The organism is Nocardioides soli (assembly GCF_014191495.1).
Lineage (GTDB): Bacteria > Actinomycetota > Actinomycetes > Propionibacteriales > Nocardioidaceae > Nocardioides > Nocardioides soli.
The window spans coordinates 119434-136950 of sequence record NZ_JACHWR010000002.1 but is presented as its reverse complement, the minus strand read 5'-3'; the positions used below and the strand labels follow the sequence as shown (position 1 = coordinate 136950).

13 protein-coding genes are annotated in these 17517 nt (G+C 73.8%); 9 read left to right on the top strand and 4 right to left on the bottom strand.

Features of this window, described 5'->3' with window-relative positions:
• Positions 1 to 41 precede the first annotated feature (41 nt).
• The 4 genes from FHU40_RS11150 to FHU40_RS11135 form a co-directional block, all read right to left on the bottom strand.
• Positions 42 to 3344, bottom strand: coding sequence for a UvrD-helicase domain-containing protein (locus tag FHU40_RS11150; RefSeq protein ID WP_343057823.1), 3303 nt, complete (start codon positions 3342 to 3344; stop codon positions 42 to 44).
• The gene (recC, locus tag FHU40_RS11145; RefSeq protein ID WP_183592420.1) at positions 3341 to 6634 is read right to left on the bottom strand and encodes an exodeoxyribonuclease V subunit gamma; all 3294 of its coding nucleotides are present in this window, start codon (positions 6632 to 6634) and stop codon (positions 3341 to 3343) included. Before recC ends, FHU40_RS11150 begins: the two co-directional genes overlap by 4 nt.
• 114 nt (positions 6635 to 6748) lie before the next feature.
• On the bottom strand, positions 6749 to 7567 hold the full coding sequence (locus FHU40_RS11140; RefSeq protein WP_183592419.1) for an ABC-2 transporter permease: 819 nt from the start codon (positions 7565 to 7567) through the stop codon (positions 6749 to 6751).
• Positions 7564 to 8502 (bottom strand): ABC transporter ATP-binding protein, encoded by a 939-nt coding sequence (locus tag FHU40_RS11135; RefSeq protein WP_183592418.1) that lies wholly within the window; start codon positions 8500 to 8502, stop codon positions 7564 to 7566. The genes FHU40_RS11140 and FHU40_RS11135 overlap by 4 nt, the downstream gene beginning before the upstream one ends.
• A gap of 115 nt (positions 8503 to 8617) precedes the next feature.
• On the opposite strand from FHU40_RS11135, the gene FHU40_RS11130 reads away from it, so the two are divergent.
• From FHU40_RS11130 to FHU40_RS11090, 9 genes are all read left to right on the top strand, one after another.
• Complete coding sequence (locus FHU40_RS11130; protein WP_183592417.1) at positions 8618 to 9109, top strand: cupin domain-containing protein; 492 nt, start codon at positions 8618 to 8620, stop codon at positions 9107 to 9109.
• Between the two features lie 35 nt (positions 9110 to 9144).
• Positions 9145 to 10080 carry a Dyp-type peroxidase gene (locus tag FHU40_RS11125; RefSeq protein WP_183592416.1) on the top strand — a complete coding sequence of 312 codons (936 nt, stop codon included), beginning with the start codon at positions 9145 to 9147 and terminating at the stop codon, positions 10078 to 10080.
• A 73-nt stretch (positions 10081 to 10153) separates the two neighbouring features.
• Positions 10154 to 10468: a LapA family protein gene (locus FHU40_RS11120; protein ID WP_183592415.1), complete on the top strand. Its 315-nt coding sequence runs from the start codon at positions 10154 to 10156 to the stop codon at positions 10466 to 10468.
• A 102-nt stretch (positions 10469 to 10570) separates the two neighbouring features.
• Positions 10571 to 11965 (top strand): hypothetical protein, encoded by a 1395-nt coding sequence (locus FHU40_RS11115; protein WP_183592414.1) that lies wholly within the window; start codon positions 10571 to 10573, stop codon positions 11963 to 11965.
• A gap of 296 nt (positions 11966 to 12261) precedes the next feature.
• Positions 12262 to 13410 (top strand): cupin domain-containing protein, encoded by a 1149-nt coding sequence (locus FHU40_RS11110; RefSeq protein ID WP_183592413.1) that lies wholly within the window; start codon positions 12262 to 12264, stop codon positions 13408 to 13410.
• Complete coding sequence (locus tag FHU40_RS11105; RefSeq protein WP_183592412.1) at positions 13407 to 14225, top strand: fumarylacetoacetate hydrolase family protein; 819 nt, start codon at positions 13407 to 13409, stop codon at positions 14223 to 14225. The genes FHU40_RS11110 and FHU40_RS11105 overlap by 4 nt, the downstream gene beginning before the upstream one ends.
• Complete coding sequence (locus FHU40_RS11100) at positions 14222 to 14845, top strand: maleylpyruvate isomerase family mycothiol-dependent enzyme (protein WP_183592411.1); 624 nt, start codon at positions 14222 to 14224, stop codon at positions 14843 to 14845. Before FHU40_RS11105 ends, FHU40_RS11100 begins: the two co-directional genes overlap by 4 nt.
• The gene (locus FHU40_RS11095) at positions 14842 to 16086 is read left to right on the top strand and encodes an FAD-dependent oxidoreductase (protein ID WP_183592410.1); all 1245 of its coding nucleotides are present in this window, start codon (positions 14842 to 14844) and stop codon (positions 16084 to 16086) included. The genes FHU40_RS11100 and FHU40_RS11095 overlap by 4 nt, the downstream gene beginning before the upstream one ends.
• 48 nt (positions 16087 to 16134) lie before the next feature.
• Positions 16135 to 17514 carry an NAD(P)-binding protein gene (locus FHU40_RS11090; protein WP_183592409.1) on the top strand — a complete coding sequence of 460 codons (1380 nt, stop codon included), beginning with the start codon at positions 16135 to 16137 and terminating at the stop codon, positions 17512 to 17514.
• The last annotated feature ends 3 nt before the right edge of the window (positions 17515 to 17517 follow it).

The window sequence follows — 17517 nt, the reverse complement described above, 5'->3', positions numbered from 1 at the left end:
ATCCACGCGCTGCGCGCCGAGAAGGGTGGCGGAGACACCGCTCATCGCGCACCGTCCAGCAGGTCGGAGAGGTCCTCGACGAGTGCGACCGGAGGGCGCCACGCGAAGACGCCGCAGGGTGCGCCGTCGACCAGCGGCGTCTCGGGTCCGCACATGCCGCGCAGGTAGAGGTAGAGCACGCCGCCGAGGTGCCGCTCCGGGTCGTAGCCGGGCTGGCGCCAGCGCAGGAAGCGATGCAGCACGGCGGCGTAGAGCAGCGCCTGCAGCGGATAGTCGCTGTGGCCCATCGCACCGTCGAGCGCCTCGGGCCGATAACTGTGGGCCGTCAGCGGCTGGTCGGCCGGGCCGAGCCAGTTGGTCTTGTAGTCGACGACCAGGTAGGTCGGACCCTGCTCGGTGCGCACCCGGAGCACGACGTCGACCGAGCCGGTGAGGTAGCCGCGCAGCGTCTGCTCGCCGAGCGGGCCGGTGAGCTGCACGGCGTACGCCCGCACCGGGTCGCCCTCGGGCAGGTGCCGCTCCAGCAGTGGGCCGAGATCACCCAACAGGCCGTCGCCGAGCGGGAGCTCGAACTCCATCTCGCGCAGCCGGTCGGCGAGCGACACCTGGCGCAGCGACGCCCCGCCCGCGAGCGGCCCGAGCGGCGAGTCGCAGACGGCCACCAGCGCGTCGGCGAGCTCCTCGCGGTCGAGGGCGACCGGCCACCAGCCGAGCTGCTCGTCGATGTGGCCGAGCAGCTCCGCGCGCAGGTCGGTCGCGTCGGGGTCGGTGTGCTCCAGCACGGCGTGGACGAGCGATCCGAACGTCGCGCCGACCGGCAGCCCGGCCATCGGCGAGGGCACGTCGCCGGCGACGGGCGCGGGCACCTCGACGATCTCCGGGCCGAGCACTTCGTCGTCCTTGGCCGACACCTCGGGCTCGCTGACCACGGCTCCGGCCGGGCCGGTGGCCACCTCGACCCTGCTGAGGGAGGAGTACGACGCGCGCCGCCACTCGGTGTCGACCTCGCGGGTGAACGAGCGGGCCGCGAGGGAGACCGGGTCGGGCAGCGGCGGGTCGACACCGGGATCCTGGTGCACCGCGAGCTCGGGCGCGGGTCCACCCCGGTCGCGCCACTGCGCGAAGAGCGTGACGACCGCGTCGTCGTCGGGCACCGGCGGCGTCTCGGGGACCTCGGTGGCGTCGGTCGCGCGCATCAGCATGCGGTGCAGCGGCGACGCGACGGCGTTCTTGGTCGGTGCCCACCAGGCGATCACCTGCGACTTGGCCCGCGTGACCGCGACGTACAGCAGGCGCAGCCACTCGCCGGCCTCCTCGTCGGCCCAGCGACGGCAGTGGTCGCCCCACTCGGCACCGGCGCCGCCCACGTCGAGGCAGCGGTGGCCGTCGTCGTCGTGGAAGAGCGGGCGGGTCGGCTTCGGGACGAACCGGTCGGCGAGGGCGGGGAGGTAGACGACGGGGTACTCCAGCCCCTTGCTCGCGTGGATCGTCACCAGCTGCACCGCGGCGGCGTCGGAGTCCAGCCGGCGGGTGCGCTCGATGCCGCGGCCGGCGCGGCCCTCGGCGACCTGCGCGCGCAACCAGGTCAGCAGCGAGACCAGGCCGTGCCGCTCGGTGAGCGTGACCTCGTGCAGCGCCTCGCCGATGTGGCGCAGGTCGGTGAGTCGCCGGTCGCCGCCGACCTCGGCGAGCACCCGCTCGGGCAGCCCGGCCACGTTGGCGGCCTCCAGCACCGCGGCGAGGCCGCGGGTCGTGAACAGCTCGACCCAGCCGCGCAGGGTGTCGGCGACCTCGTCGGTGAGATCGTCGCCGCGCGCGTCGAGCTCGGCAGCGGAGTGGCCGACGAAGCAGGTGAGCGCCGCCGACCGCACGCGGGCGCTGCGGTGCGGCTGCTCGAGCGCCTCCAGCAGCGTCAGCCACTCGACCGCGGCCGGCGTCGCGAAGACGCTGCCGCCACCGGCGATCACGGCCGGCACCCCGACCTCCAGCAGCGCCTCGCGCACGGCGGCGAGGTCGGCATGGCGGTAGCTGATCACCGCCACGTCGCGCGGCCGGATCGGCTCGCCGTCGTACGTCGCGCCGCTGGCCAGCAGGCGGCGGACGTCGAGCGCCAGGTCGCGGGCGATGTGGGGCCGCACATCCTTGACCGACAGCATCGCGTGGCCACGGCGGTTGAAGGTCTCGCGGCGCACCACCCGCACCCGGAACGGCTCCGCCGCTGGCGCCCCGACGAGCCGGCTCTCGCCGTGATGGGCGGTCACGTCGCGCACCACGATCCGGTCGTCGCCGAGCGCCGCCCCGGCCAGCAGCCGCTGGAACCCGTCGAGCAGCGGCCCGTCGCTGCGCCAGTTGACCGCCAGCGTCTGCTTCGTCCGCGCGGTCTCGGCCGCCCGGAGATACGTCGTGACGTCGCCGCCCCGGAACGCGTAGATCGCCTGCTTCGGATCGCCGATCAGCACCATCGTGGCGTGGCCGGAGAAGGCGCGGTCGAGCACCTGCCACTGCACCGGGTCGGTGTCCTGGAACTCGTCGACCAGCACGATGCTCCATCGCTGCCGCATCCGCTGGGCGGCCGCGCCGTCCTCGTCGGCGAGCGCGTCGGCGAGCGCGTCGGCGAGCTGGGAGAGCAGGTCGTCGTAGGACAGGATGCCGAGCCGGCGCTTGCGCCGGTCGAGCTCCTTGCGCACGGCCTCGGCGAAGCTGACCTTGCGGCCCGCGGGCGTGCCGCGCTCCTCGCCGGCCGGCTCCAGGCGCGCCTGCGGGTCGCCCACGGCCGCCCGTGCGATCGCGAGCGCCTCGGCGTGCGTGAAGACCGGCCCACCCTCGTCGTAGGCGAACGCGCGGAGGAAGAGGTCGTCGACGGTCTCCTTGACCAGGTCGTCGAGGTCCTCGACCAGCCGGGCCCGGGAGTCGGTGTCGCCGGCGGTGCCGAGCGAGTCGAGCACCATCGAGCAGAACTGGTGGGTGGTCGCGATCGTCGCCGCGTCGAAGCCGGCCAACGCCTCGGTGACCCGGCGGTGGCCGAGCCGCCGCCGCTCGGGCTCCCAGCCACGCAGCATCCGCACCAGCTCGGTGTCGCCCACGTCGCCCGAGACGGGGTCGTCGCCGAGGACGCGCTCGGCCTCGACCAGCTGGGTACGCACCCGCTCGCGGAGCTCCTGGCTGGCCGCGCGGCCGAACGTCACGACGAGCATCTGCTCCAGGCGGGCGACCCCCTCGGCGACGTACCGGGTCACGAGCGCACCGATGGTCCAGGTCTTGCCGGTGCCCGCGCTGGCCTCCAGGAGCACGGTGCCGGTGGGCAGCGGGTCACTGATGCTGAACGGCGTCATCGGCGCGCTCACAGTGGGCCCACCTTCTCGGCGCCGGTGAGCAGCGGCTCCCAGATCCGCCAGGCGTGCTCGGGCAGCCCGGCGTCGAGCAGTACCCGCACCGGAGCCCGGGCACCGAAGACCCGCTGGTGGTAGGAGTCGTCATCCTCGCCGGGGGTGCCCAACATGTTGTGCGGATCGGTCTCCCACTCCCGGCCCGCGGCCTCGGCGGGCGAGAAGTCCTGGCCCATCAGCTCGCGCGCGTGCGCCTCCGCCCAGGCCCCGGCGCTCTTGACCGGCACCGGCAGCGGCTCGCGCAGCCCGCGCTCGCGCAGATCGACGAGGTCGCGCAGCCAGCCGACGGCGCGGTGGTCGAGGGGCCCCGAGATCGCGCGCTTCGGGCCGGCTCGCTCGCGGCCGATGGCGTGGGCGGTCCAGTGCTGGTCGGGATACGACGCGCTGAGCGCCAGCAGGTCGGCCCAGGCCTGCAGCCGCTGCCGGTAGTTGAGCCGCGAGTAGCCCAGCGAGACCACCCGGCTGCCGTAGACGCCGGGCACCGTGCCGGTGAGCCGGCGGCCGTCGCCGAGGTCGACGTCGACGTCCACGGACCGGCGCTCGCCCTGGCGCACGTCGACCGTGCGAGCCCAGAGCCGCTGGCACTCCTCGACGACCTCGTTGAGCGCGGCCCGGCCGAGGCCGCCCGGCGGGAGGGTGCCGGCGAGCTGCTCGGCGGTCATCACCGCGACCGGGTCCTGCCCGGCGAGCAGCTCGCGCAACAGCCGATCGCCGACCTGCCACTTCTCCAGGCTGTCGAGCGTCACCGGGATCGCGTCGGCGAGGTCGTCGGGCTCGAACGGGGTCGCCACGTCGAGCCGCTCGCGCAGGAAGGTGCGCACCGGGTGGGCGAGGAACGCCTTGAGGTCCTGCAGCGACACGTCCTCGCGAGGTCGCGGGGGCAGCGGGCCGGTGAGCAGCGGCTGGGGCTCGCGGCGGACGCTCCACGCCGAGCGTGCACCGGCCAGTGCGGCGGCGTCGAAGCTGAACGGTCGCTCCGGGGCGAAGTTGCGTGCGTCGTACGGCTGGAGCGGGTGCCGGGTCTCGACGCGGTCGCGCACCGGTGCGGCGGTGGTGCGATCGGCGGCGTCGAGGATCTCGCCGAGGGGTACGGCGGGCGGGCGGCGCGCGCCGGACTGCTCGTCGGCACCGCTGTAGGTGATGACGAGGCGCTCGGTCGCGGCCAGCACGGCGTCGAGGAGGAGCTGGCGGTCCTCGCTGCGGGCGTCCCGCTCGCCGGTCAGCGGCCGCCGGCCGAGCACGTCGTCGCCGTCGACCGCCCCGGCACGGGGGAACACGCCGTCGTCGAGGCCGATCAGGCACACGACGCGGTGCGGCACCGAACGCATCGGCACCAACGTGGCGACCGTGAGCGTGCCGGTGCGGAAGTTGGCGCGGGTCGGGCGGCCGGCCAGGCGGGACTGGAGCATCGCGCGTACGTCGGAGAGCCGCAGCTCGACCTCGCCCTCGTGGGACGAGGTGGCGGCGCGGGCCAGCTCGCGCTCGAACTGCGGCAGCTGCCAGGCGTCGTCGGCGTCGACGTCGGTGAGCGACCGCACGCCGTCGCGCAGCCGGGCCGACCAGTCGGCGACGGTCCGCGCGCCGGCCAGCCCGGTCAGCGTCGTGTCGAGTCGCTCGACCAGTTCGGCGAGCCGGCCGGCGAGGTCGATCTCGCTGCTGCCGATGTCGTCGAGCGGCAGGCCGCGACCGAGATGACGGTGGTCGTCGCCGCTCATGGCGACGCCCAGCAGGATCCGGTCGAGGCCCATCCGCCAGGTGTTGTGGGGGAAGCGCTCCATCTGGAACGCCCTGCGGGAGTCCTCGTCGAGGCCCCAGCGCACCCCGGCGCGGGCGACCCAGCGGCTGACCCGGTCGAGCTCGTCGTCGGTGAAGCCGAACCTCAGGCGACAGGGCTCGCTGCCGGCCAGGTCGAGCACGTCGGCGGCCGTGACCCGACCACCCGAGAGCTCGAGGAGCCGGCCGGCCACGGCGAGCAGCGGGTTGGTGCTGGTCAACGCACGGTCGGCCAGCTTGACCCGGAGCAGGTGCGCGGGGTGCCCCCGCGTCGCGGGGCCCTGGCTCGTCGCGAGGCCGAACCCGGCCGAGATCAGCGGCGCGTAGGACTCGATGTCGGGGCACATCACGAGGATGTCGCGCGGCTCGAGGGTGGGGTCGTCCTGGAGCAGCCCGACCAGCACCTCGCGCAGCACGTCGACCTGGCGGGCCGGGCCGTGGCAGGCGTGCACCTGCAGGCTGGTGTCGGCGGCGTCGAGGAGGCGGCCGGCGCGCTCGTCGTACGACGGAGCATGGTTGGCGCGCAGGTCGTGCTGGAGCCAGCCGAGCAGCGTGGCCGGGTCGCCCTCGGGGGCCGGCACGAGCTCGGCGTCGATGCCGTCGAGCGTGCGGCGCAGCTCGCGGGCGTCGCGGCCGAGCGAGGCGAGCAGCGGGTGCCCGACGCGTTCGGACGAGGCGTCCTCGGCGCGCGACACGACGCCGCCGAGCCCGGCCAGGTCGTCCCAGAGCGTCGGCGACGGCTGCGGGAGGAAGAGGTGGACATCGCGGTGCTCCCCGAGCGCCCGCAGCAGCGCCACCTCGGTGACGGGGATGCGGGTGTGCCCGAAGAGGCTCAGCCGCCCCGGCAGCGGCAGGTCGGCCCCGCCCTCCTCCAGCGCCGCACAGGTCTCGGCGTGCCGGACGTCGGGCGGTGGGGCGGCCACCTTCTCGAGGAGCCGCCGCCACAGCTCCGCCTGCCAGCGCAGGTCGTCGGCGAGGTCACCGTCGTCTCCCTGACGCCAGGCGGTGACCAGGCCGGGTCGCTGTCCGGCGTACGACGCGTAGAGGTGCGCCAGCCGGATCGCGACCGAGTAGCGACGGTTGCGGCGCAGCTCCTGGTCCGGGCCCTCCCGACCGTGGCCGAGATGTCTGGCGAGGGTCTCGAACCGCGGGTCGTCGAGGCTCTCGTCGATCGTCGCGAGCAGCGGCCAGACCAGCCGCTCGGGGTCCCACGGATCGTCGCGCTCGCGGCCGAGCAGCAGGCTGACCAGGCTGCGCGGGTTGAGGAACCGCACCCCCGCGCACACCCCGTCGCCGCCGCGCGGACCCGCGCCGAGCCGGTGGCTGAGCCGCTGGGTGAGCCACCGCTCCACGCCCTTGGCCGGCACCACCACGACCTCCTCGGCGAACGGATCGTCGAGCGGTGCGGCCAGCAGGTCACCGAGGCGGTCGGCCAGCACGTCGGTGCGGGCGGCTCGGTGGATCTGCAGGGGCACGGGCCGACCCTATGGGGTGGCGGGGACAGCTGCTCGTTTCCCCGGCCGCCCGGGGAAACGAGGGCGACACGCCGACGGCGCACGGCGTGTCGCCCTCGCTTCGCCTGACCGGTCCTACGCGTCCCGCCGCCGCACCACGACGTACGCCGCGGCGAGCAGCACGGCGATCTCCACGAGGAAGACGCCGAAGCCGGGCCAGGGGTCGAGCAGGTTCGGGTTGAACGCGACCGGGGTCGAGACCGCGGAGCCGGCGTTGCCGGGCATCAGCTTGGTCAGCCACTCGCCGACCGCACCGGGCACCAGGTTCACCATGTTGCCCAGGATCAGCATCAGCGCGAGGACCACCGAGATGGTGCCGGCGGTGTGCCGGAGCAGGAAGCCGACGGCGAGCGTGAAGATGCCGATGCCGGCGAGGTAGAGACCGGAGCCGTACATCGAGCGGAGCACGTCCCCCTCGAGGGCCATCCCGATGCCCTCGCGGTCCAGGAAGTAGTTGCCGCCGGCGTACCCGACCAGCGCGGTGCCGGTGCCCACCACGAAGAACACGACGGTGACCAGCACGGCCTTCGCGGCCAGCACCCGGCCGCGCGCCGGCACGGCGGCGAACGTCGTGCGGATCATGCCGGTGCCGTACTCCGTCGTGACGACCAGCGCACCGAGCACCACGGCGGTGATCTGGGCGACCATCATCCCCCAGGTGATGAAGGAGCCCGGCGACTCGTCGGCGTCGGCCGAGGCCAGCCAGTCGGCGTTGCCCCAGCACATCAGGATCGTCAGGCCCGCACCGAGGACGAACGTCGCGAGCAGCGTCCACCACGTCGAGCGGACGGTGCGCAGCTTGAGCCACTCGCCCCGCAGCACGGCCGCGAACGACGGCCGGGCAACGTCGCCGCGCTCGACGACGCGGCCGGACTCCATGAGCGTGGCGGTCATCGGGCGACTCCTTCCGAGGGGGCGATCGCGTGGTACTCGACGCTGTCGGCGGTCAGGCCCATGAAGGCGTCCTCGAGCGAGGAGCGCACCAGCGTCAGCTCGTGGACGGCCAGGCGGTGCTCGAAGAGCAGCTCCCCGACCGACGGCGCGTCGAGCCCGACCACGCGGATCTCGTCGTCGTGCCGGCTGACCTCGAGGCCGCGTCCGCCCAGCACGGCCGCCGCGTCGGCGAGGGCCGGCGCCTTCACCCGGACGTACGACGCGGCGTGGTCGCTCATGAACTCGGTCATCGAGCAGTCGGCGAGGATCCGCCCGCGGCCGATCACCAGCAGGTGGTCGGCCATCAGGGCCATCTCGGACATCAGGTGGCTGGAGATGAAGACGGTGCGGCCCTCGTCGGCGAGCTGTCGTGCGAACGTGCGCACCCAGCGGATGCCCTCCGGGTCGAGGCCGTTGACCGGCTCGTCGAGGACCACCACGGGCGGGTCGCCGAGCATCGCGGCGGCGATGCCGAGCCGCTGGCCCATGCCGAGCGAGAACCGCCCGGCCCGCTGGCCGGCCACCGGCTCCAGGCCGACCAGCTCGAGCACCTCGCCGACCCGGGTGGTCGGGATGCCGTTGGACGCCGCCATCCACCGCAGGTGGTCACGGGCGGACCGCCCGGGGTGGATGGCGTGCGCGTCGAGGAGCGCGCCGATCTCGCGCAGCGGCGCGGGCGACGCGGCGTACCGGTGTCCGTTGACGCTGACCGTCCCCGACGTCGGGGCGTCGAGGCCGAGGATCATCCGCATCGTCGTCGACTTGCCGGCGCCGTTCGGGCCGAGGAAGCCGGTGACGCGGCCGGGCTCGACCACGAAGTCGATGCCGTCGACAGCGTTCTTGCTCTGCCCCTTTCCGGTGGTGAAGCGCTTGGTGAGGGAGTGGGCACGGATCATGGGTCGACCCTCCATCGCGCGGGCCCCTCGGCACATCGGGGAGCACCCCCGGACCGACCCCGAGATCCCCTGATCCGCTGCGGGGGTACGCCGTGCGTCCCTACCCTCACCAGACATGAAGCGACTCCTCGTTCCCCTCGCCGGGCTCGGCCTCGTCGGCTCCGGCTTCGCCGCGGGCATCACCGTCACCGCCGCCGCCGCGGACGACGACCCGGCCCCGGTCACCGTGGCCCGCCAGTCGCTCGCCGAGGCCCCCGGCCCGACCGGCTCCCCGAAGCGCACGCTCGGCCTGAGCAAGGTCGTGGTGATGCCGGGTGCCGCCCTCGCCTCGCACCACCACCCCGGCACCCAGCTCGGGTACGTCGCCGAGGGCGTGCTCACCTACACCGTCGAGACCGGCCGCGCGCGGCTGATGACCGGCCCCGGCGACGACGCCGAGCTGGTCCGGGTGATCAAGCCGGGACAGACCGTGAAGGTGCGCCCCGGCCACTGGCTCGTCGAGGAGCAGGGCGAGGTGCACCACGCCCGCAACGCGGGGACCACCCCGATCACGCTCTACGTCGCCACGCTCTTCAAGACCGGCGCGCCGGCGGCGATCGCGGATTGAGCCGGGCAGAGCCGGATTGAGGCACGATGGCGTCCATGCCAGCCTCCGAGCCGCAGCCGGTCACGACGCCGCTCACCCGGGCCGCCATCTTCCTAGTCCTGACCGTGGACGCCGGCGGCGAGTCGACGGTGCGCGAGGTGCTGGCCGACGTGCCCGGGATGGCCCGGGCGATCGGCTTCCGCAACGTCGAGGCAGCGCTCTCGTGCGTGGTCGGGATCGGCAGCGCGGCGTACGACCGGGTGCTCGGCGGTGCCCGGCCCGCCGGGCTGCACCCCTTCGCGGAGATCCGGGGTCCGCGCCACCACGCGCCGGCCACGCCGGGGGACCTCTTCTTCCACATCAAGGCCGAGCAGCAGGACCTCTGCTTCGAGCTCGCCTCCCGGCTGACCCGGCGGCTGCGCGGGGCGGCCACGATCGTCGACGAGGTGCACGGCTTCCGCTACTTCGACCGCCGTGACCTGCTCGGCTTCGTCGACGGCACCGAGAACCCGGTCGGCGTCGCGGTCGACCGGGCGCTGCTCGTCGGCGACGAGGACCCGGACTTCGCCGGCGGCAGCTACGTGGTCATCCAGAAGTACCTGCACGACGTGGACGCCTGGAACGCGATGGCCGTCGAGGAACAGGAGGCCGCGATCGGCCGGGAGAAGCTCTCCGACATCGAGCTGCCCGACGAGCAGAAGGCGCCGGGGGCGCACACCGCGCTCACCAGCATCGAGGACGCCGACGGCACCGAGCTGCAGATCCTGCGCGACAACATGCCCTTCGGCAGCCTGACGGGCGCACCGGGCGGCACCGGCGAGTACGGCACCTACTTCATCGGCTACACCCGCGACCCCGCGGTGATCGAGCGGATGCTGCGCAACATGTTCCTCGGCGACCCGCCCGGCACCACCGACCGCCTGCTCGAGGTCTCCACGGCCACCACCGGCGCACTGTTCTACGTGCCGACCGTCGACCAGCTCGAAGGCTGACGGGGCGGGCTCCCACCGCGCGCTCGTCGCGGGGCAGCGACTCGTCCGGTCCGCGACGGGGTACGGCGTACCCATGACCGATCAGACGCCCGACCCCGAGCCGGAGGTCGCGGCACCCACCCCTCCCACCCAGGACCCGCTGCGCCGATCACGCACCAGCGGCGCCTGGACGGCCGTGATCATCGCGGCGGTCCTGCTGGTCCTGCTGGTCACCTTCATCGCCCAGAACACCGCCGACGTGCACATCTCCTTCCTCGGCTGGGACGGCACCGCACCCCTGGCGGTCGCGCTCCTGATCGCGACCGTGGGCGGCATCGTGCTCACCGCTGCGGTCGGCACCCTGCGGATCTGGCAGCTGCGCCGCCGGGTCCGTCGCGGAGGCCACTGAGATGAAGCCGGCGGACTCGGCGAAGTCGGGGCGACGACGCGGGTTCTCTGAGAAAGTGGGGAGCCGTCGTGGCTCGGGGAAGGCGTTCGGAGGTGGTCGGTGATGACCGGACAGCAGGTGCCGATGGAGCTGGGCGAAGCCGAGCGCGAGGAGTCGTCCGGGGACCGTCAGGAGCCGATGGACCTCGCCGAGGCCGAGCACGACATCGCCATCGGGCAGCACGAGGTGCCCATGGACCTGGCCGTGCCCGACACCACGGCGTCCGGGCCGATCGCGCCGGTGCCGCTGCCGGCGACCGCCGGCGACGTACCGGACCGACCGAGCCCGGGCCGGGGCGGCCGGCCGGCGATCACCCGGCCCGGGCGGTACGTCCACGAGCCGGTGCGCTACCAGGACTCCAAGAGCCAGGTGAAGTACGGCCCGGGTGAGGGCCTCTCGCCCGGAGACCAGACGCGGGCCTACCAGAAGATCTACGGTCAGGCGCCGCCGACGGAGACCGAGGCGGACCCGACGACCCGTCCCCTGCTCAAGAAGCGGCCGCGCCGGGCCAAGGACAAGCAGTCGGCGATCTTCGAGCGCCTGACGCAGTACGACAGCAGCCACGGCGCCTACCTCGCCCACGCCCATCGCACCGGCCGGCCGCTCACCCTCCAGGAGCAGACAGCCCAGGACGCCGGCGACAACGCGCCGGACTCGAGCATCAACCACGTCATCGCCTCCGGTGTCGGCCAGAACACCCTCAACCAGGCCCTGGCGAACTTCTCGCGCGGCGCGGAGACCGCACCCGCCCCGGGGTCGCTGGCCCTGCAGGCGGCCGCGGTCGGACGGGTGCAGATGTACAACCGGGCGATCGCGTTGGAGAACCACAAGTCCCCGGACTCCGCCGACTCGAGCCAGCCGGAGGTGGTCGCCGCACGCAACACCCTGCTGAGGAACACCCTCGCGCTCATGGAGACGGGCGGCCTGGACAAGTACCGGGCGCTCCTGAAGAGCACCTTCGACTCGCCGGGCAACCTGCGCGTGGGCCACGACGGCGCCAACAATGCCGTGTCGACCGGCGTCGACGTCGAGCTGACCCCGCAGGGCCTGCCCACCCAGCGGAGCCAGCGACTCCTCGACGCCCACCTGGCCGCCGCACCCGACCACGACACCGACATCTGGACGACGTTCACCGACGATGCCGACGTGCCCGTGGAGAACCGCCTCGCTGCGCTGTCGAGCAGCCAGGAGGCCCCGAACCCGGAGCAGGCCGACGTCTACCTGGCTCCGGAGCCGGCGCCCGCCCCGTCCTTCGTCAAGCGCCCGAGCAAGCGACCGCGCACGAGTCGGCCGGCCACCACGACCGGGGCGACCCGCACGTCGCTGAAGGCCAGCAGCAGCATCCAGCTCGCCCAGAAGACCGAGGAACGGAAGGCGCGAGCCAGCGTCCGGGCCAAGGAGCGGCGACAGCAGGCTGCCGCGAGACGACGCCGCACACCGTCGGACGACGAACTCTAGGCCAGCGGCGCGAGCGGCGCGGTGTTCCTACCTGCGCACCCCCAGCGCTGGCGGGTCGCGCACACCGGCTACCGCCGTACCTCGAGATCACCTACGACCTGGCCGACCTGGCCGACCTGCCGACCTGCCGACCTGCCGGGCCTGAAGGTCAAGGGGCCCGGGGAGCACACGCAGGTGTAGCCGTTTCCGGCGCACCACGGCGCACCCGAGGAGAGCCGGCCTCGAGGAACGCCCATACATTCTGTCAACCAGAATTCTCTGTTCTTCACAGTGGTGGACGGCCCAGGCTCGTCGGCATGAGCACCACGCAGACCCCCGTCCGGCTGCAGGCCGTCGCTGCGCCGGACCAGCCCGACGTGACCCCCGCGCTGGAGGACCTCTACCGCGGCTTCGAGCGGGAGCTGCTCGTGCCGCTGTGGACCGAGATCGGCGACCTGATGCCGGCGCACCCGCGCTCCCGCGCGGTGCCGCACCTGTGGCGATGGGAGAGCCTGCGCCGGCTGGCCGCGCAGGCCGGCGAGATCGTGCCGGTCGGACGCGGCGGCGAGCGCCGCGCGATCGCGCTGGCGAACCCGAGCCTGGGCGGCCGGCCGTTCGCGACGCCGACGCTGTGGGCGGCGATCCAGTACCTGATGCCGGGCGAGGACGCCCCCGAGCACCGGCACACCCAGCACGCGTTCCGGTTCGTCGTCGAGGGCGAGGGCGTCTGGACGGTCGTGGGTGGCGACCCGGTGCCGATGCGCCGCGGCGACTTCCTGCCTCAGGCAGGCTGGAACTGGCACGCCCACCACAACGCCACGCAGCAGCCGATGGCGTGGATCGACGGTCTGGACATCCCGTTCCAGTACCTCACCGAGGCGCAGTTCTTCGAGTTCGGCCGCGACGAGATCTCCGATGCCGAGCGGATCACCCCCGAGCGCTCCCGCTCCGAGCGGCTGTGGGGCCACCCCGGCCTGCGCCCGCTCTCGGCCGGCAGCGGGGCGACCGCGCTCACACCGGGCTCCCCGCTGCTGGCCTACAAGTGGGAGTTCACCGACCGGGCCCTGGCCGACCAGCTCGCCGTCGAGGCCGAGGGGTACGGCGGGACGGTCGAGCCCGGCCACGCCGCGGTCCGCTACGCCAACCCCGCCACCGGATCCGACGTGCTGCCGACGATCCGCGCCGAGATGCACCGCATCGCCCGCGGCGCCGAGACCGCCCCGGTCCGCGAGACCGGCTCCAGCGTCTACCAGGTCTTCGACGGCTCCGGCACCGTCACCGTCGGCGACCGGACCTGGTCGGTCACCCGCGGCGACCTGTTCGTGGTGCCGTCGTGGGAGCCCTTCTCCGCCCGCTCCGAGGCGGGGTCGACCGACTCCGACTCCGGCGGCCTCGACCTGTTCCGCTTCTCCGACGCGCCCGTCTTCGAGGCGCTCCACCTCGACCGACAGGAAGTCACCCGATGAAGCTCGCCACCATCCGCACCGGCACCGGGACCCGCGCCGTACGACAGGACGGCGACCTGCTCGTCGACCTCGGCCACGCCGACCTCGGCGCCTACCTGGCGGCCGGCTCGCCGACCGCGGCGGCCGACGCCGCGACGTACCCGGTCGAGGGCGCCGACTTCGCGCCGGTCGTCCCGAACCCGTCCAAGGTGATCTGCGTCGGCCACAACTACACCAACCACATCAAGGAGATGGGCCGCGAGCTGCCGGCGTACCCGACCCTCTTCCCGAAGTTCGCCGACACCCTGATCGGCGCCCACGACGACATCGTCAAGCCCGCCGAGACCGACGCCCTGGACTGGGAGGTCGAGCTCGTCGTGGTGATCGGCACGCCGGTACGCCGCGCGTCTGAGGCCGAGGCTGAGGCCGCCATCGCCGGGTTCACGGTCATGAACGACGTGTCGGTGCGCGACTGGCAGTTCCGCACCATCGAGTGGACCCAGGGCAAGATCTGGGACTCCTCCACCCCGGTCGGCCCCTACCTGGTCACCCCCGACGAGGTCGGCGGCGTCCGGCCGGCGCTGTCGGTGCGCACCACGGTCGACGGCCGGGTCATGCAGGAGGACGACACCGCCACCCTGCTCTTCGACCCGGTCCACCTCGTGCAGTACGTCTCCACCGTCATCCGGCTCAACCCCGGCGACCTGATCGCGACCGGCACCCCGGCCGGCGTCGGCCACGCCCGCGACCCCAAGGTCTACCTGGTCGGCGGCGAGACCGTCGTCACCGAGGTCGAGGGCATCGGCGCCTGCACCAACACGGTGGTCAAGGAGTGAGCCGCACGCCGCAGGACGCCCGCCGCTGGGTCGACGAGGGCACCACGCTGCTGCTCGACGCGGTCGCCGGCCTCGACGCACCGGCGTACGGCGAGCCCACCCTGCTGCCCGGCTGGACCCGCCAGCACCTCGTCGCCCACGTGGCGGCGAACGCCGACGCGCTCGGCAACCTCGTGCGCTGGGCGGCGACCGGCGTACCCACCCCGATGTACGCCGGACCCGAGGAGCGCGCCGCGGGCATCGAGCGCGGGCCGCGGCTCTCGGCCGCCGAGCTCGACCGCTGGCTGCACGGCTCCACGGCCGAGCTCGCGGCCGCGATGGGCCGGCTGACCCCCGAGCAGTGGGCCACCGAGGTCACCACCGCCCAGGGCCGCACCGTCCCCGCGACGGAGATCCCCTGGCTCCGGGCCCGCGAGGTGTGCGTGCATGCCGTCGACCTCGACCTCGGCATCACCTTCGCCGACCTGCCGGCCGACTTCCTCACCGCGCTCTGCGAGGACGTCGTCGCCAAGCGCGGCCAGGTGCCCGCGGTCGAGGGCCCCCTCGACCAGCGCGTGGCCTGGCTCACCGGCCGACCGCACGGTCTGGCCGGCGCACCCGACCTGGGAGCCTGGCTGTGAGCGCCGACGCGATCGTCGTGGGCGGCGGCATCGGCGGCCTGAGCACGGCGTACGCCCTGTCCCGTCAGGGGCTCCGGGTGCGCGTGCTCGAGCAGGCCAAGGAGTTCGGCGAGGTGGGCGCGGGCATCCAGATCGCGCCCAACTGCACGCGGATCCTGCACGAGTACGGCCTCCTCGACGAGGCGAAGTCGCTCGGCGTGCTGCCGACCAGCATGGTGATGCGCGACGCCGTCGACGGCACCGAGCTCACCCGGCTCGACCTCGTCGACCTCGAGCGCACCTACGGCTTCCCCTACATGGTGATCCACCGCAGCGACCTGCACGGGCTGTTCCTGCGCGCCTGCCAGCGCGCGGGCGTCGACCTGCGCACCGACCAGCGGGTGGTGGGCTACACCAACACCGCCGACGGGGCACGGGTGCAGCTCGCCGACGGCCGGGTCGAGGAGGCGCCGGTGGTGATCGCCGCCGACGGCCTGCACTCGGTCGCCCGCACGCTGCTCGTCAACGACGAGCCGGTCAGCTCTGCGTACGTCGCCTACCGCGCCGCCGTGCCGATCGCCCAGGTCGAGCGCGAGGTCGACCTGTCCGAGGTGGTCGTGCACGTCGGCCCTGGCTGCCACTTCGTGCACTACGGGCTGCGCGGCGGCGAGATGCTCAACCAGGTGGCGGTGTTCCGATCGCCGAAGGCGCTCGCGGGCGAGGAGGACTGGGGCACCCCGGACGAGCTCGACGAGGCGTTCGACCGCACCTCGGCCGAGGTGCGGGAGGGCATCCCGCTGATGTGGCGGGACCGCTGGTGGCGGATGTACGACCGCGACCCCGTCATGACCTGGGTCCACGGCCGGATCGCGCTCCTCGGCGACGCCGCGCACCCGCCGCTGCAGTACATGGCCCAGGGCGCGATCATGGCGATCGAGGACGGCTGGGTGCTCGCCGAGCACGTCGGCCGGCGGCGCACGGAGACCGGTGCGGTCGACTGGCCGACCGTGCTCGCGGCGTACGAGGCCGTCCGGCCCGAGCACTGCCGCCGCGTGGTGCTCACGGCCCGCGCCTGGGGAGAGCTGTGGCACCTCGACGGCGAGCAGCGGCTGCAGCGCAACGCGCTGCTGCGGGCCCGGGACACCCACGACTACACCTACACGGACTGGATCTACGGGCCCACCGCGCTGACGCCGGACCAGGAACCGCCGATGTACCCGGTCGTCCCGCTGGGCTCGGCCGACCTCGTGGACGCCCCGTAACGCATTCGGGCCATGGACCCCGCCCCTCGGGCGTGCTTGTCTGCGGTGATGAGGCGGACCCTCGACGTGGACTACCTCGTGATCGGCGCCGGTGCCACCGGGATGGCCTTCACCGACGCGCTCATCGACCACGCGGACGTCACGGTCGCGCTGGTCGACCGGCGGCACGCCCCGGGAGGGCACTGGCTCGAGGCCTATCCGTTCGTGCGCCTGCACCAGGCGTCGACGTTCTACGGGGTCGCGTCGACCCGGCTCGGTGACGGACGGCTCCAGACCCGCGGGCCGGAGGCCGGCCTGCACGACCGGGCCGACCAGGCGCGGATCTGCTCCTACTACGCCGACCTGCTGGCCGACCGACTGGCGGCGACCAGTCGGGTGGAACTACTGGCAGGGTGCGAGTACGTCGGGGACCGGACCGTCGTCTCCCGGATCTCGGGTCGGCGGCACACGGTGCCGGACCGGTGCCGGCTGGTCGACGCGCGCTATCTCGCACCGGACATCCCGGCCGAGTCGCCGCCGCGGTTCGGGGTCGGCGACGGAGCGCGGGTGGTCCCGGTCAACTTCCTGCCGCATGTCGCGCAGCCCCCCGGCCGCTACGTCGTCGTCGGCTCCGGCAAGACCGCCACCGACGCCTGCGTCTGGCTGCTGGCGAACGGCGTGGACCCCGACGCGATCTGCTGGATCCGCCCGCGCGATCCCTGGATGCTGAACCGCGCGAAGATCCAGCCCGACCCCGAGGTCTTCCTCGGCATGGTGGCCGACCTGCTGCAGGCGTCCGCCGTGGCCACGTCGCTCCCCGAGCTCTTCCTGCGGCTCGAGGACCTCGACATCATGCTGCGCATCGACCGCTCCGCCAGCCCGACGATGGCCAAGACCCCGACGCTCGCGACCTGGGAGCTCGACCTGCTGCGGAGCATCGAGCACGTCGTCCGCCTCGGGCACATCACCACGGTCGGCCGCGACCGGATCGACCTCGAGCGGGGCTCGATCCCGATCCCGGGCGACGCCCTGGTCGTCGACTGCGCCGCCGACGGCCTGAAGCGGCCGCCGCTGATCCCGATCTGGCGGCCGGAGGCGATCACGCCGCAGCCGATCCGGGCGGGATTCCCCTGCTTCGGCGCCGCGCTGGCCGGGTACGTCGAGGCGACCCGGACCGACGACGCCGAGAAGAACCGGCTCTGCCCGCCCTCGCCGTACGGCGACAGCCTCGCCGAGTGGGCCCGGATGAACGCGCTCGGGATGCGCAACGCGGCGTCCTTCGGCGCCGAGCCCGACATCAGGGAGTGGGCGGCCCGGGTCGCCCTGAACCCGGCGCGCATCCCGCCCGGCCACGACGGCTCCGCGGCGCTCGACGAGGCCGTCGCCCGCATCGGCGCGCACGCGGGCCCCGCGGCCACCCGGCTCGCCGAGCTGGCCGCCGCCGGGTGACGC